A 14,984-nucleotide genomic window follows, 5' to 3' on the forward strand; every position below is an offset into this window, starting at 1 on the left:
GGCTTGCGGATATTTTCCCGGACGGTCACAGGTCCGGGTAGCTCACATCCTCAAGAAACAGTCCCCTGGCGGGCAGCGTGGGGCCCGCCCGGCGGCGGTCCCGGCTCTGCAGCAGCGCGGGGATGGAATCCGGCGTGCGCTTGTGCAGCCCCACCTCCACCAGCGTGCCCGCCAGGATGCGGACCATGTTGTAGAGGTAACCGTCCGCTGTGACGGTAATGACAAAACGGTCACCGCAGCGGGACACCGTACACCGGGAGATGGTGCGCACGGTATCGCCGTGGGCAGCGACCGAGGAGCCCGACGCACACAGCGCCAGGAAGTCATGGGTGCCGACAAACCGGGCAGCGGCCGCCTGCATGGCGTCCAGGTCCAGCGGCCGGGCCACCCGATGGCAGGTGTCCAGCGTGAAGGGGTCGTCGATGCGGGCGTTGAGGATGTGGTAACAGTAGGTTTTTTCGTGGGCGGCGTACCGGGCATGGAAGCCCTCCGGCACCGCCTGCACCTCCAGCGCCCGGATGTCCAGGGGCAGGTGTGCGTTGAGGGCCGGCACCAGCTTGTCCGCCGGCACACGGCCAGTATAACAGAAACTGAGCGCGAAACGCCGCGCATGAACGCCGGCGTCGGTGCGGGAACAGCCCTTCACGTCAGGCCGGCAGCCCCAGGCGGCCTGCATGGCGTCCTGGAGCACGGCGCAGACGGTGGGCGCGTTGGGCTGCACCTGAAAGCCCGCGTAGTTCGTGCCTTTGTAGGCGATCCACAAAAGACAGGTCATGACACCAGCCCCGGCACGAAGAAGTGGGTGGAGACGATGACCGCCAGCGCCACCGCCAGCACCACGGCGCAGCGGGCGTCGGTGGCGGTGAACCGCAGCTGCTTGAGGCGGGTGCGGCCCTCACCGCCGTGGTAGCAGCGGCATTCCATGGCCATGGCCAGCTCGTCGGCCCGGCGGAATGCCGAGATGAACAGCGGAATGAGGATGGGCACCAGCGCCTTGATGCGCTGGGTGAATTTGCCGGTGTCCAGCATGGCGCCCCGGGCTTTCTGGGCGTTCATGATCTTCTCGGTTTCCTCAATCAGAGTGGGGATGAACCGCAGGGCGATGGTCATCATCATGGCCAGCTCATGCACCGGAAAGTGCACCCGGTTCAGCGGCCGGAGCAGATTCTCGATGGCATCGGTGAGCACGATGGGGCTGGTGGTGTAGGTCAGCAGGCTGGTGCCCGCGATGAGGGCGCACACCCGTACCGCCAGCAGGATGGCGTAGCGCACACCCTCGGCATAGATGCTGAACACCCAGAAATGCACCAGCGGCTCCCCCTTGCCCGTGACAAAGAAGAGGTTGAGCAGCGCCGTGAAGATGACGATGGGCACGATGGGTTTGAGGCTGCGCAGGATCATCTTGCCGGGAATGCGGGCCACCCGGTAGAGCGCCGCCAGCAGCAGCAGGGACAGCGCAATGCCCAGGGGATTGGCTGCCACAAAAAGCACCACGATGTAGGCGATGGTGGCGATGAGTTTGAGCCGCGGATCGCAGCGGTGGATCACCGAGCGGCCGGGATAATATTGCCCGATGGTAATGTCCTTGAGCATTCAGTCCACCCCCTTGTTCTGTCTGGCGGCCAGCGCCTTGCGGATGGTCTTGACCGCATAGGGAATGGTGTAGACATCGGTGGGGATATCCAGGCCCATCTTGCGCAGTTTCAGGAAGATCTGGGTCACCTGGGGCACCGACAGGCCCAGGTCCAGCAGTTCCTGTGCCCGGGCAAAGACGTTCTCCACCGTATCGTACATGGCGATGCCCGCCTTGTGCAGCACCAGCACCCGGTTGGCGTACTTGGCGATGTCCTCCATGGAGTGGCTCACCAGCAGCACCGTGATGCCGGTTTTTTCGTGGTAGGCCTTGATCTGGCCCAGGATGGTGTCCCGGCCCTCGGGGTCCAGGCCCGCGGCGGGCTCGTCCAGCACCAGCACCCGGGGCTGCATGGCCATGACGCCGGCAATGGCCACCCGGCGCTTCTGGCCGCCCGACAGCTCGAAGGGGCTCTTTTCCAGCAGTTCGTCGGTGAGGCCCACAAAGGCCGCCGCCTGTTTGACCCGGCGCTGGATCTCGTCCTCGTCCAGCCCCATGTTGCGGGGGCCGTAGGCGATATCCTTGGCGCATGTCTCCTCAAACAGCTGGTATTCGGGGTACTGCATGACCAGTCCCACCAGGAAGCGGAAGGAGCGCAGATCGGCGCCGGGCGCCCACAGGTCCTTGCCGTCCACCAGCACCCGGCCCGAGGTGGGACGGTTGATGCCGTTGAAATGGCTGATCAGGGTGGACTTGCCGCTGCCGGTGGAGCCGATGATGCCCACGAAGTCCCCCTCCTCCACCGAGAAGGACACATCGTCCAGGGCGGTGGTGGCGTCCGGCATGCCGGGGTTATAGACATACTTCAGATGTTCGACACGAATGATCTCTGACACAGTTTGATTCCTTTCCCGCGGAATACCGCCCGGTTCTGCGCCGGTGCCGTTTCCGCCTTGGCTGGGTTTGTCAATCCTTGAGCAGTTGGAACAGTTCCTCGGCACAGCGGTCGGGGGTGATGACGTTCTCCGGCATGGGGATGCCGGCCTTCACCAGCTCATCCCGCAGCTCGGCGGCCTGGGGCACATCCAGATGGTAGCTGTGCAGCCGCTCGGTCTGGCTGAAGATCTCCTCGGGAGTGCCCTCCATGACCACCCGGCCCCGGCTCATCACCAGCACCCGGTCGGCCTGGGCGGCCTCCTCCATATAGTGGGTGATGGAGACGATGGTGATGCCCGCCTCCCGCAGCTGGCGGATGGTGCGCATGACCTGGGCACGGCCGTGGGGGTCCAGCATGGCGGTGGCTTCGTCCAGCACCAGGCAGTCGGGGCGCATGGCAATGACACCCGCGATGGCCACCCGCTGCTTCTGGCCGCCCGACAGCTTGTAGGGCGCGGCATCCCGCTTTTCGTAGATGCCCGCCAGCTTCATGGCCTCGTCGATGCGGGTGCGGATCTCCGCGGGCGGCACGCCCAGGTTCTCCGGCGCAAAGGCCACGTCCTCCTCCACGATCGTTGCCACGATCTGGTTGTCGGGGTTCTGGAACACCATACCCACCTTCTGGCGGATATCATAGAGGTGTTCCTCGTTGCAGGTGTCCATACCCTCCACCAGCACGGTGCCGGTCTCGGGCAGCAAAATGGCGTTCAGGTGCTTGGCCAGCGTGCTTTTGCCGCAGCCGTTGGCTCCCAGCACCGCCACAAATTCGCCCCGGTGCAGATCCATACTCACCCCGTCCACCGCATAGCGCGGCTGGTCGGGGTCGTAGCGGAATTTTACCTCCTGCACCTGGAGCATCGGCGTTTCGCTCGGCATACTCATTTCTCCCATATGGCGGTGGCGCCGCAGGGCACCACACCGCCGGTGGCCGAGACCGGCAGCCCGATCTCGTCGCAGTGCGTCCGGCCCCCCTGCACGGGGCAGAGGGTCGTTTTGACGATGTATTCCATCACCGCGGGGCTCAGACCCTCGGTGTAGGAGTTGATGGCAAAGAACAGCGGGTCGTCGCTGAGCACCTGCTCGGTGAGGGTGATCAGGTCGTAGACGTTGTCCTCCAGCTTCCAGATCTCCCCGCCGGGGCCCCGCCCGTAGCTGGGCGGGTCCATGATGATGCCGTCGTACCGGTTGCCGCGGCGGATCTCCCGCTGCACGAACTTGGTGCAGTCATCCACGATCCAGCGGCAGGGCCGGTCGGCCAGATGGCTGGCTGCGGCGTTCTCCCGCGCCCAGGCCACCATGCCCTTGCTGGCATCCACATGGGTCACGCTGGCACCTGCCGCCAGGCAGGCCAGCGTGGCGCCGCCGGTGTACCCGAAGAGGTTGAGCACCTTGACGGGACGGCCTGCGCCCTTGATTTTCTCCTGATACCAGGCCCAGTTGACGGCCTGCTCCGGGAAGACGCCGGTGTGCTTGAAGCCGGTGGGGCTGACGATGAGCGTCAGGTCCTGCCAGTGGATCTGCCATTTCTGGGGCAGCTTCTTGTGGTAGTTCCACCGGCCGCCCCCCTTGGCGGAGCGGTAGTAGATGGCGTCGGCCTGGGCCCACAGCGGGCTGGCCTCGTCGTTTTTCCAGATGACCTGCGGGTCGGGGCGGATCAGCAGCGTGCTGCCCCAGCGCTCCAGCCGGTTGTGGTTGGTGGCATCCAGCAGTTCATAATCCCGCCAGCTATCGGCAGGGCGCATAGGCGATTCTCCTTCCTTATTTGTCCAGGATGCGCTGACGGATCATATCCGCGATGCGGTCGGCGCTGGTCTGGATGGCGGCGCGGTCCTCGCCCTCCACCATGACGCGGATCTTCGGCTCGGTGCCGGAGACGCGCACCAGCACGCGGCCCATACCCATCAGGCTCTGCTGCTGGCTCTCGATGAAGCCGGCAATATACTCATCCTCTTTGTAGGCCTGTTTCTGTTCCTTGTTGGCACTCAGGTTGATGAGCACCTGGGGGAACTTGGTGTACACCGCGTTCAGGTCGCTCATCTTGGTGGCGGGGTTCTCCGCCTTCTTGCGGGCCAGCACCTTGAGCAGCTTGCCGGCAGTCAGCTCGCCGTCGCCGGTGGTGGAGTGGTGCAGGAAGATCACGTGGCCGCTCTGCTCGCCTCCGATGGCGTAGCCGCGGGCCCGCATCTCCTCCAGCACGTAACGGTCGCCCACCGCCGTGCGGGCGGTCTCGATGCCCAGGGATTCCATATGCTTCATGAAGCCCAGGTTGGACATGACGGTCACCACCACGGTGTTGCCGTCCAGGCGGCCGCGCTCCTTCATGTCGGCACCCACCAGGGCGATGATCTTGTCGCCGTCCATCTCGGCGCCGTTCTCGTCGCAGCCCAGGCAGCGGTCGGCGTCACCGTCAAAGGCAATGCCGCAGTCATAGCCGCCCTCCTTGACAGCCCCCTCCAGCGCCTCCAGATGGGTGGAGCCGCAGCCGTCGTTCACCGTGACGCCGTCCTGCAGCGTGCCCATGAAGCCGCACTCGCAGCCCAGGCGGGGGAACAGCTTCTGGGCCACCGCCGCCGAGGCACCGTTGGCGCAGTCAAACAGCACCTTCAGGCCGGTGAGGTCGGCGTCGATGTGCTCCTGCAGGAAATCCACATAATCGTCGATGCCGGTGCGGCACATGTGGATGCGGCCGATGTCGGCGCCCTCCGCCAGGCGGATGTCGGCGCAGTTGTTGAAGACATGGGCCTCGATCTGGTCCTCCACCTCATCGGGCAGCTTGTAGCCGTCCCCCTTGAAGATCTTGATGCCGTTGAATTCCATGGGATTGTGGGAGGCCGAGATCATGATGCCGGCGTCGGCATGGTACTTGCGCACCAGGTAGGCCACGCCGGGAGTGGGGATCACACCCAGCAGGTCCACGTCGGCGCCCACGCTGCACAGGCCCGCCGCCAGGGTGGACTCCAGCATGTCGCCGGACACACGGGTATCCTTGCCGATGAGAATCTTGGGGCGGTGGCCGTCCAGGCTGGTCAGCACCGCCGCGGTGCCGCGGCCGATCTGCAGAGCCAGTTCACAGGTCAGGTCCTTGCCCGCCACGCCGCGGACACCGTCGGTTCCAAACAGTTTACCCATACTCGATCAATTCCTTTCAGTTGCAGTGTTTTTTCTATTCTATGCGTCCGGCCTGTCCGCCGGTGCGGTGATGACTTCCTCAGAACATGCTCTGCTGTCCGTCCTCTTCCCCGTCGAAGCGGCGGGGCACCGCCATGTGCAGATGCTCGTAGGCCAGCCGGGTCACGCAGCGGCCCCGGGGCGTGCGGGTGAGCATTCCCATCTGCATCAGATAGGGCTCACACAGGTCCTCCAGCGTGACGCTCTCCTCACCCAGGGCGGCAGCCAGCGTTTCCAGGCCCACCGGCCCGCCGCCGTACATCTCGATGATGGCGCGCAGCAGACTGCGGTCCAGCTCGTCCAGGCCCATCTCGTCAATATCCATCCACTTGCGGGCCTCCACGGCGGTCTCCCCGTCGATGGTGCCGTCCCCCTGGACGGTGGCAAAGTCCCGCACCCGTTTGAGCAGCCGGTTGGCGATACGGGGCGTGCCCCGGCTGCAGCGGGCCAGTTCCAGAGCCCCTTCCTCGGTGATGGGAATGCCCAGGATGCCGGCGCTGCGGGTGATGATCCGGGCCAGCTCGTTGGGGCTGTAGGGTTCCAGCTTGAGCAGAATACCGAAGCGGTCCCGCAGCGGCCCGGTGAGCTGTCCGGCCCGGGTGGTGGCACCGATGAGGGTGAACCGGGGCAGGTTGATGCGGATGCTCTGGGCGCTGGGACCCTTGCCGATCATGATATCCAGGGCGTAATCCTCCAGCGCCGGGTAGAGCACCTCTTCCACCTGGCGGGAAAGGCGGTGGATCTCATCGATGAAGAGCACATCCCCCTCCTGCAGGTTGGTGAGCAGGGCAGCCAGGTCGCCGGGCTTCTCGATGGCCGGGCCCGAAGTGATGCGGATCTGCACCCCCATCTCCTGGGCCACAATGCCCGCCAGCGTGGTTTTGCCCAGGCCCGGGGGGCCGTAGAGCAGAATATGGTCCATGGGCTCGCCCCGCTGCTGGGCCGCCCGCAGATAGACCCGCAGGTTGCCCTTGGCCTTCTCCTGGCCCACATAGTCGTCCAGGGTTTTGGGGCGAAGGCTGACTTCCTCGGCATCGGCGGGGATGGCGTCGGGACTGACCAGCCGGCTGGGGTCCACGGTGTATTCCTGATTCATTGCGGTCTGTCCCCTCCTTTACCGGGCGCGCGAAAGGCCGCGCAGCGCCACTTTGATGATGTCCTGCACGGGCAGGGTTTCGTCCACCCGGGCCACGGCGGCCGCCGCGTCGGAGGGCGTATAGCCCAGGCTGACCAGGGCGGCCACCGCCTGGGCGGGGGCGGAGCTGGGCACCGCGGCGGAAAGATCCGCGCCGCCGAAGCCGGTGCCGTCGGCCAGGCCCTTGCCCACCTTGTCCTTCAGTTCCAGCGTGATGCGCTGGGCCAGCTTGGGCCCCACGCCGGAAGCCTTGGTGAACGCCTTGTGGTCCCCCGAGGAGGCCGCCAGGGCGATTTTTTCGGGGCTCATCACCGAAAGGATGGCCAGCCCCGCCTTGGGGCCCACGCCGGAAACGGCGGTGAGCATCTTGAAGCAGTCCCGCTGCTCCTCGGTGGCGAAGCCGTAGAGGGAAACGTCGTTCTCACTGACGTTCATGACGGTGTAGACCGTGCCATCCTGGCCCGGGGCGGGCAGCGCCTCGCCGGTGGTGGCAGGGATCTGCACGGCATAGCCCACACCGCCGCAGCTGATGACGGCGGTGTCCAGCGACTTTTTCAGAATTTTGCCGGTCAGGCAATAGATCATGGTATCCTTCCTTCTGATTCAAAAGGGGCGCGGCGCTCAGCGCGGCCGGGTGCCCATCAGTCGGCTGCGGCTGCAATGGCAGTGGGCAATGGCCATGCCCAGGGCATCCGCCGTGTCGTCGGGTTTGGGGATGGTATCCAGGTGCAGCATCATGCGGGTCATCTCCTGAATCTGCTTCTTCACGGCCTTGCCGTAGCCGGTGATGGCCTGCTTGACCTGCATGGGGGTGTATTCGTAAATGGGCACGCCGCACTGGGCGGCTGCCAGCAATATGACGCCGCGGGCTTCCGCCACGCCGATGACGGTGGTCTGGTTGTGCTGGTAGTAGAGTTTTTCCAGCGAGATGGCCTCCGGCTGATACCGGCGGCAGACATCCAGCACCGCGTCGTAGATTTCGCACAGGCGCTGTTCAAAGGGGGTGTCCTTCTCGGTGAGGATGGCGCCGTAGCCCACAGGGGCAAACCGGTTGCCCACATACTCCACAACGCCCCAGCCCACGATGGCATACCCGGGGTCAATGCCCAGTACCCGCAACTCTCTACACCTCCCCACTTTAACCGATATAGTATACCACAAAATTCCGGTGCCGTCCACCGTGCGCTCCCGCTTTTCGGGATGAGCAGAACGGCGTTTTACCGTGCTTTTCAAAAAAAGTTGATTTTTTTGCAAAAAGGGCTTGATTTTTTCTTCCAGGTTTGGTATGATTATTGGCGTCGCAAGAAGCGCGGCACAACCGAATATGGACGGTTAGCTCAGCTGGTAGAGCATCTGCTTGACGTGCAGGAGGTCACAGGTTCGAGTCCTGTACCGTCCACCAGATCAGCCCGGAACGGAAGGTTCCGGGTTTTTACTTTTGTCTTCTTGCGAAAAAGCAGCGGCGTGCAGGTCTTCCGGCCTGCACGCCGCTGTGGTTTTTATCCGCAATTATTGGGCGCGGCGGTTTTCCCGATCCTTCTCCCGTTCCCGGTGCTCCCGGCGGTCCCCCTTGCGGGGTTCCTCCTGGGGCGGGCGGCGGGTCAGGCGGACTTCCTGCACGCGGCGGTGGCTCACACGGGTCACCGTGCCGTCGCAGTCGCCCCACACGAAGTGGTCCCCCACCTTGGGCAGCCGGCCCAGCTTTTCCTGGACCAGACCGCTGATGGCAATGGCATCGATCTCCTCCTTGTCGCGGATGGAGAGCTCCTCCGCCACATCGTCAATGCCAGCGGTGCCGGACACCAGCCAGCTGCCGTCGCTCTGCTGGCGGATATCCTCCACCACGTCGTCGTGTTCATCCCAGATCTCGCCCACCAGCTCCTCCAGGATGTCCTCCAGCGTGATGATGCCGGCGGTGCCGCCGTATTCATCCACCACCACAGCCATGTGGTGCTTGCTCTCCCGCAGGGTCAGCAGCAGGGTGGAAATCTGGGTGGCGGTGGTGGTGTACAGCGTGGGACTGACCAGGTTCTCCAGCTTGACTTCCTTCACGTTGCCCTTGCGCAGCGCCGCGAAGCAGTCCTTCTCATGCACCACGCCGATGATGTTGTCGATGGTCTCGTGGTAGACCGGCAGGCGGGAATACCCGCTCTCGGCGAACATTTCCACCACTTCGTCCATGGGGGTATCGTCCTCCACGGCCACCACGTCCACACGGGGGGTCAGCACGTCCTCCACTTCCACGTCATCGAACTCGATGGCGCTGCGGATCAGTTCGCTTTCCCGGTCGGTCAGCTCGCCGTCCTTCTCGGCCTCGCTGACCATCGTCACCAGCTCACCTTCGGTGATGGTGTCCCGTTCGCCCTTGTAAAAGCGCTTGGCCAGGAAGTTTTTCCACTGCCCGAAGATCCAGTTCAGCGGCGTGAACACCGTGACCAGCACGCTCAGGGTGGGCGCAAAGCTCAAAGCCAGCGACTCCGGCATCTCCTTGGCCATGCTCTTGGGGGTGATCTCACCGAAGGTGAGCACCACCAGCGTCATCACGACGGTGGACACCGTGGGGCCGTACACCCCGCCCAGCACCTTGGTGAAGAGCACCGTGCCGATGGAGGAAGCGCCGATGTTCACGATGTTGTTGCCGATGAGGATGGTGCTGAGCAGACTGTCGTACCGCTCAGCCAGCGAGAGGACCTTGGCGGCCTGCCGGTCGCCGGCGTCGGCGCGGCTGCGCAGACGGATGAGGTTCAGGGAAGAATACGCGGTCTCGGCCGAAGAAAAGAAGGCCGACATGCACACCAGAATAACCAGTGCCACGATCATAAATATACTGCCATCGTCCATTGGGGAAACTACCAACTCAACTTTCTGTATTCAAATTTTATGCGTTCCGCGCAAAGTACAGTGAACGCATATTGTAATGTATGATACCATACTTTGCCGCAAAACGCAAGATGGCGCGGACCAGGATGCAAAACAGATGCAGGTTCTGCGGGCGCCGGGATGCGCAAAGCCTGTCGCATTGCGCACCGGGCGGGCGCGTGTTATAATAAGGTGTATTTTTGTATCCTGTGACAAGGAGGCCCCTGATGAATTCCCTCTCCCCCCTTTGCCGGCGGCACCGCCGGCTGCTGCTGGCCGTCGGCTATCTGCTGATCCTGGCCCTGGCCGTGATGTACCTGCGGGTCACCATCAGCGTTCCGCCCGAGGGCGACGACCGGCTGACGCTGAACAAATGGATGTTCGAGTTCGACCGCACACCCTTCCTGGAATATCTCTGGCGGGACCTGGGCGAGCGGCTGCGGTATTTCACCCTGCAGGAAGTCCGCTTCTTCCCGTTCCACTACCCGTCGGCCTTCTCGCTGCTCTTTTACGGCAGCCTGACCAGCTACCGGCTGTACATCATCGGTGTGACGGCAGCAGCGGGCTTTCTGACCAGCCGGGTGGTGGCCCGGCTCAGCCGCAGCGACGCTTTGGCCCTGGGCGGGTTTGCCCTGGCCCTGTCGCTGGCGCCCATCTTCAACGAGGGCATGTACAGCTACTACGCCGTGCCCCAGAAGGCGCTGTTCTGGGCCATGGCGGGCTGGCTCTGCCTGCTGCGGATGCAGGATACCGGCCATCGCCGCTGGGGCGTGGCCGCCGGCATTCTGGTATTTATTTCCTGCGGCACCTACGAGATCGGCTACATGTACACGGTGCTGGCCGTAGTGCTGTGGGCGGTGCTGCGCCGCAGCCTGAAGCAGGGCCTGCTGGGCTGTGCCCCCGCCCTGGCGGGCACCGCGGTGGCCCTGGCCTTCCATCTGGGCTGCTCCCGCGGGACGGGTTCCACCGGCAACGCCCTCTCGCTGAATCTGCCCGAGATCGCCCGGGTCACGGTGCAGCAGATGGCCTCGGCCATCCCCTTCCTCAACCCGCTGGTGCAGGGCCAGGACCCCGGCGCCATCACCGGCGGCGACAAGCTCTGGCCGTTGCTGCTGGGCCTTGTGGCAGCGCTTGTGCTCTGTTTTGCCGCCCCGCGGCTGAAAACCGCCCCTAAAGTTCTGGGCGGGCTGGCGCTGCTGGGATTGGGGCTGTGGTTTGCCCCGGCCCTGCTGCTGGCCTGTTCCGAGCGGTACCAGGCCCCCGAGGCCATCACCTGGAAGTGGGGTTACATTCCCGCGGCAGCCTGTGCTGTGGGACTGGCGCTGCTGCTGGCCGCCCTCATCGTGCTGCTGGCCGGCGCGCTGGCCAGGCTGCCCCTTGTGCCCGGCGTGCTGCTGCGGCTGGTGCTGGCCGGAGCCATCGCCGTGGGACTGTGCGCCAACGGCGCCTACACCCGGGCCTGCCTGCGCAACCACCACGCCCAGAACCTGGACAACTACTATTTCTTCGTGAACACCCTGGATGCCGGGCTGGCAAACCCCATCACCGATGAGGACCTGATCCTCTGCAATGAAAACGTCTGGGCCAGCAACCCCGACGCCGAATCCTACTTCTTCAGCCGGTTCACCGGCCGGGAACTCCATGCCCAGGTGATGGGCGCCGGGGAGGTGCCCGACGATCTGACCGGCAGCGTCTACGGCTACCAGACCTACCGCGACTACGGCGGCTACGATCTGGCCTGGTGCGGCCGCGCCCAGGACGCCACCGGCGAGCTGCTGGACACCCTGCAGGTCTATGTGCAGGGGGCCGTGGTGCCGGACAACGCCGTCATCAAGTACAAGGTCCGCCTGCCGGACGGCAGCGAGGAGGCCCGGTCCATCTGTCTGCTGGACTGCACCAAGACCGAGCGCAACGCCCGGGGCGACTATCTGGCCACGGTGGAGGATTCCTCCATCCTCAACGCCAAGATCATGATCTGGGACGGCTGAGTCCCGAAAAGAGGTTACGACGATGGAACACCTGGTTTCCCTGCTGCGGAAAAACAAACTGCTGGCCGCCGCCCTGGTGGCGGAGCTGGCGGTGGTGGTCTGGCTGGCGGCAGGGCTGTTCGGTCCGGCCTACCGCCTCTCGCTGACGCCCGACGCCTTTTCCAACGGCTTTCCCGGCTTTGCGGCGCTCAATGAGGACGGCAGCGCCCTGCAGATCTACAACAACAACGGCTTCACCTCCGACAAGGAGATCACCTTCTCCACGGCGGGGGTAGCCCTACCCTCCGGCGCCTACGAGGTGACGGTGGACTATTTCTCCTGCCAGACCCCCGACGCCCCCACCTTCAGCGTGCAGCAGAGTGCCGGTTCGCTGACCTTTGCCTCCGACAAAGTGCCCTCCGCCGTCCAGGCCGACACGCTGACCCTGGACGACGGCCACCGCACCGTCACCACCCGGCTGTGGGTCAGTTCGGGCGCCCGGCTGCAGGACCTGACCGCCACCCTGCACTACGGCGAGGGCCAGCTCTACCTGTACGGCATCCAGTTCGCCGAGCAGCCCATCTACCGGCTGACCCGGCTGGTCTGTTTTCTCTTCTTCTTTGGCGTGGTGGATTTTCTCGGCTGGCTGCTGGTGGCCTGCACCGGCGCCCGGGGCGCTGCCCGCCGCCGCGCCCTGCGCCTGCCCCTGGCCCTGCTGGGCATCACGGTGCTGGCCTGCCTGCCCCTTTTCAGCGACCACCTCTATTTCGGCCACGACCTGCGCTACCATCTGCAGCGCATCACCGCCATGGCCGCCGAGCTGTCCTACGGGCAGTTCCCGGTGCGCATCGCCACCACCACCCTCAACGGCTACGGCTACATCAACCCGCTGTGCTACTGCGAGCTGTTTTTGCTGCTGCCCGCCCTTCTGTACAACGCCTGGCTGCCGCTGCGCACCTGCTACCAGGTCTATATCTTTGCCGTGACGCTGGCCGCCTGCGGCTTCAGCTACCTCTGCTTTGCCCGCATCTCCCGCAGCCGCCAGGGCGGTGTGCTGGGTGCGGCCCTGTATACCCTGTCGGTCTACCGGCTGGTCTGCGTCTACTTCCGGGCCGCGGTGGGCGAATACACCGCCATGAGCTTCCTGCCCCTGGTGCTGCTGGGCGTCTATGAGATCTACACCTGCGAAAAGCCCCGCTTCGCCCAGTGGGCCCCGCTGGCCCTGGGCATGGCGGCCCTGGTGCAGAGCCATCTGATCTCCACCGAACTCACCGGCGCTTTCCTTTTGCTGTTCTGTCTGCTGCGGCTGCGGCAGACGCTCCGCCCCGCCCGGCTGCTGGCCTGGGTGAAAGCCGCCCTGCTGGCCTTCGGGCTCAGCGCCTGGTTCCTGGTGCCCTTTGCGTCCACCGCCCTCTCGGTGCCGCTGCAGGTCAACGAGGGCCTGCCGGGCAAGCCCCAGAGCGAGGGGCTGACCCTGATGCAGCTGATCAACCCCTTCGGCCCCGGGTTCGGCGGCACCACCCCCGGCACTTCCAACGACATGAGCCTGACGCTGGGGCTGCCCCTGGTGCTGGGCGTGGCGCTGGTGGTGTTCTGCCTGCTGCGCCGTGACCGGTGGGAACTGGGCGCCCCCCTGCGGCTGACCGCCGGGCTGGGTGTGCTGGCCGTGGTGCTCTCGCTGCAGATCTTCCCCTGGGATTTTGTGGAAAGCTGGCTGGGCTTTGTCGCCGGCAAACTGGCGGGCACCTTCCAGTATCCCTGGCGGTTCCTGGCCCCGGCCACGCTGCTGCTCTGCGCTGCCGCCCTGCTGGCCCTGCAGCTGATTGCCCGGCACCACGGCACCGCGGCCCGTCTGGCGGCGGGCGGTCTGGCGGTGGCCGCCGCCTTGAGCGTGGGGGTCTTCCAGATGCAGCTGCTGACCTGCACGGAACTCACCGCCAACACCATCAGCCGGGACGACACCCGGGATGTGGGCATCGGCGAGTATATGATCGACGGGTGCAGCATCTATGAGACGATCTGGGCCCAGCCCAAGCCGGGCAGCGAGGACATGACCCTGACCGGCTACGAGAAGCGGCAGGGCGTTGCCTACCTGAGTGTGGAGAACACCGGGGCGGAGGCCGACATCTCGGTGCCCATTTTCAACTACGGCCATTACACCGCCGCCGACACCGTTACCGGCACCGCCTTCCCCCTGACCAGCGGCGAGAACGCCCGGGTGGTGCTGACCATCCCCGCCGGTTACACCGGTACCATCGCCATCGCCTGGCAGAGCCCTGCGTGGTGGCGGGGCTGCGAGCTGCTCTCCCTTGTGTGCGCCGCCGGATGCCTGATCCTGGCGCTGGTACGGCGCCGCAAGGCCCTCTGATTTTGCCTGAAACGGTCTTTTCCGGGGATTTACCTGCGAAATATTACCCGGAAAAATTTTACAAAGATTGCAATGCTTTTTGATTTTGCGTCGTTATAGTATACAGAACCCCGATTTATGCCATAGCATCGCCAGGTCGTACAGATTCTTACAGATTGTACTGTTTTTTCTTGTCGGCTTTTCCGCTTGCTTTTGTCGAGGGTTCCGGCGTATAATAATACATCGCCATAGGTATGCTGTTTTTGAGATGTATAAGGAGTTTCCTATGCGTAATTGGTGTATGCGTCATCCCGTATGGTTCATGACGCTGTATGCATTGTTTTATCTGACCTGTTTCGGTTTTCTGGAAAAGGCCATCCTGGTGCCGGACCTGTGGGTGCACTGCCGTCTGGACGACCTGATTCCCTTCTGCAAGTATGCCGTCGTCCCCTATGTGATGTGGTTCCCGTGGATCCCTTTCACGCTGTTCTACATACTGTGGCATGCGCCGCGCGCTGATTTCTGGCGGCTCTGCCTGCCGCTGTTTGCCGGCATGACGCTGTCGCTGCTGTTCTATGTGATGGTCCCCAACGGACTGGCACTGCGTCCCCACAGCGTTCCCGGCAGCGACTTCTTCGCCGAGGCGGTGCGCGCCCTCTACCGGCACGACACCCCCACCAACGTCTGCCCGTCCATCCACGTGTCCAACTCGGTCACGCTGATGCTGGCCTACTACCGCTGCAGCTGCTTTGATGCACCCCGCCGCCGCTGGATGCGCCCCGCCGCCGCGGTGCTCTGCCTGGCCATCACCCTTTCCACCATGCTGCTCAAGCAGCACAGCGTCATCGATGTGGTGTTCGGCATCCTGCTGGCCCTGGCCCTGGATTACGCCGCCACCGTGCTGCAGGCGGAAACTTCTCCGCTGCACCACCACAGCCGCCACCGCAAACAGCGTCTGCCCGAATGGTGGTAACACAGTAAAAAACCCCGACGAAAATT

At 64.4% G+C, this 14,984-nt stretch carries 13 protein-coding genes and 1 tRNA gene; 4 read left to right on the forward strand and 10 right to left on the reverse strand.

What is annotated here, in order from left to right:
• Nucleotides 1–25: 25 nt before the first annotated feature.
• The 9 genes from truA to ruvC all read right to left on the reverse strand — a co-directional run bounded on the left by truA (nt 26) and on the right by ruvC (nt 7,931).
• Complete coding sequence (truA, locus tag ABGT73_RS09305) at nt 26–775, reverse strand: tRNA pseudouridine(38-40) synthase TruA (RefSeq protein WP_346669499.1); 750 nt, start codon at nt 773–775, stop codon at nt 26–28.
• Nucleotides 772–1,593 carry an energy-coupling factor transporter transmembrane component T gene (locus ABGT73_RS09310; RefSeq protein ID WP_346669500.1) on the reverse strand — a complete coding sequence of 274 codons (822 nt, stop codon included), beginning with the start codon at nt 1,591–1,593 and terminating at the stop codon, nt 772–774. Before ABGT73_RS09310 ends, truA begins: the two co-directional genes overlap by 4 nt.
• The gene (locus tag ABGT73_RS09315; RefSeq protein WP_346669501.1) at nt 1,594–2,469 is read right to left on the reverse strand and encodes an energy-coupling factor transporter ATPase; all 876 of its coding nucleotides are present in this window, start codon (nt 2,467–2,469) and stop codon (nt 1,594–1,596) included.
• Between the two features lie 70 nt (nt 2,470–2,539).
• Nucleotides 2,540–3,385 carry an energy-coupling factor transporter ATPase gene (locus tag ABGT73_RS09320; RefSeq protein ID WP_346669502.1) on the reverse strand — a complete coding sequence of 282 codons (846 nt, stop codon included), beginning with the start codon at nt 3,383–3,385 and terminating at the stop codon, nt 2,540–2,542.
• 2 nt (nt 3,386–3,387) lie between these two features.
• Nucleotides 3,388–4,251, reverse strand: a complete 864-nt coding sequence (locus ABGT73_RS09325; RefSeq protein ID WP_346669503.1) for a class I SAM-dependent methyltransferase — start codon at nt 4,249–4,251, stop codon at nt 3,388–3,390.
• Between the two features lie 16 nt (nt 4,252–4,267).
• Nucleotides 4,268–5,638: a phosphoglucosamine mutase gene (gene glmM, locus ABGT73_RS09330; RefSeq protein WP_346669504.1), complete on the reverse strand. Its 1,371-nt coding sequence runs from the start codon at nt 5,636–5,638 to the stop codon at nt 4,268–4,270.
• 79 nt (nt 5,639–5,717) lie between these two features.
• Nucleotides 5,718–6,773 (reverse strand): Holliday junction branch migration DNA helicase RuvB, encoded by a 1,056-nt coding sequence (gene ruvB / locus ABGT73_RS09335; protein ID WP_346669505.1) that lies wholly within the window; start codon nt 6,771–6,773, stop codon nt 5,718–5,720.
• 18 nt (nt 6,774–6,791) lie between these two features.
• Nucleotides 6,792–7,397, reverse strand: coding sequence for a Holliday junction branch migration protein RuvA (gene ruvA / locus ABGT73_RS09340; RefSeq protein WP_346669506.1), 606 nt, complete (start codon nt 7,395–7,397; stop codon nt 6,792–6,794).
• Between the two features lie 36 nt (nt 7,398–7,433).
• A complete protein-coding gene (gene ruvC / locus ABGT73_RS09345; RefSeq protein ID WP_346669507.1) occupies nt 7,434–7,931 on the reverse strand; it encodes a crossover junction endodeoxyribonuclease RuvC in 498 nt (165 codons plus the stop codon).
• A 207-nt stretch (nt 7,932–8,138) separates the two neighbouring features.
• On the opposite strand from ruvC, the gene ABGT73_RS09350 reads away from it, so the two are divergent.
• Nucleotides 8,139–8,214 (forward strand) — tRNA-Val (locus tag ABGT73_RS09350).
• A gap of 107 nt (nt 8,215–8,321) precedes the next feature.
• Here ABGT73_RS09350 and ABGT73_RS09355 read toward each other — a convergent pair.
• Nucleotides 8,322–9,653, reverse strand: a complete 1,332-nt coding sequence (locus ABGT73_RS09355; protein ID WP_346669508.1) for a hemolysin family protein — start codon at nt 9,651–9,653, stop codon at nt 8,322–8,324.
• Nucleotides 9,654–9,898: 245 nt separating this feature from the next.
• On the opposite strand from ABGT73_RS09355, the gene ABGT73_RS09360 reads away from it, so the two are divergent.
• The 3 genes from ABGT73_RS09360 to ABGT73_RS09370 all read left to right on the forward strand — a co-directional run bounded on the left by ABGT73_RS09360 (nt 9,899) and on the right by ABGT73_RS09370 (nt 14,958).
• Entirely contained in the window at nt 9,899–11,659 is a 1,761-nt protein-coding gene (locus tag ABGT73_RS09360) for a hypothetical protein (protein WP_346669509.1), read from the forward strand.
• Nucleotides 11,660–11,681: 22 nt separating this feature from the next.
• Entirely contained in the window at nt 11,682–14,006 is a 2,325-nt protein-coding gene (locus ABGT73_RS09365) for a hypothetical protein (RefSeq protein ID WP_346669510.1), read from the forward strand.
• A gap of 265 nt (nt 14,007–14,271) precedes the next feature.
• On the forward strand, nt 14,272–14,958 hold the full coding sequence (locus ABGT73_RS09370) for a phosphatase PAP2 family protein (RefSeq protein WP_346669511.1): 687 nt from the start codon (nt 14,272–14,274) through the stop codon (nt 14,956–14,958).
• Nucleotides 14,959–14,984: the final 26 nt, after the last annotated feature.

Source organism: uncultured Subdoligranulum sp. (assembly GCF_963931595.1).
Lineage (GTDB): Bacteria > Bacillota > Clostridia > Oscillospirales > Ruminococcaceae > Gemmiger.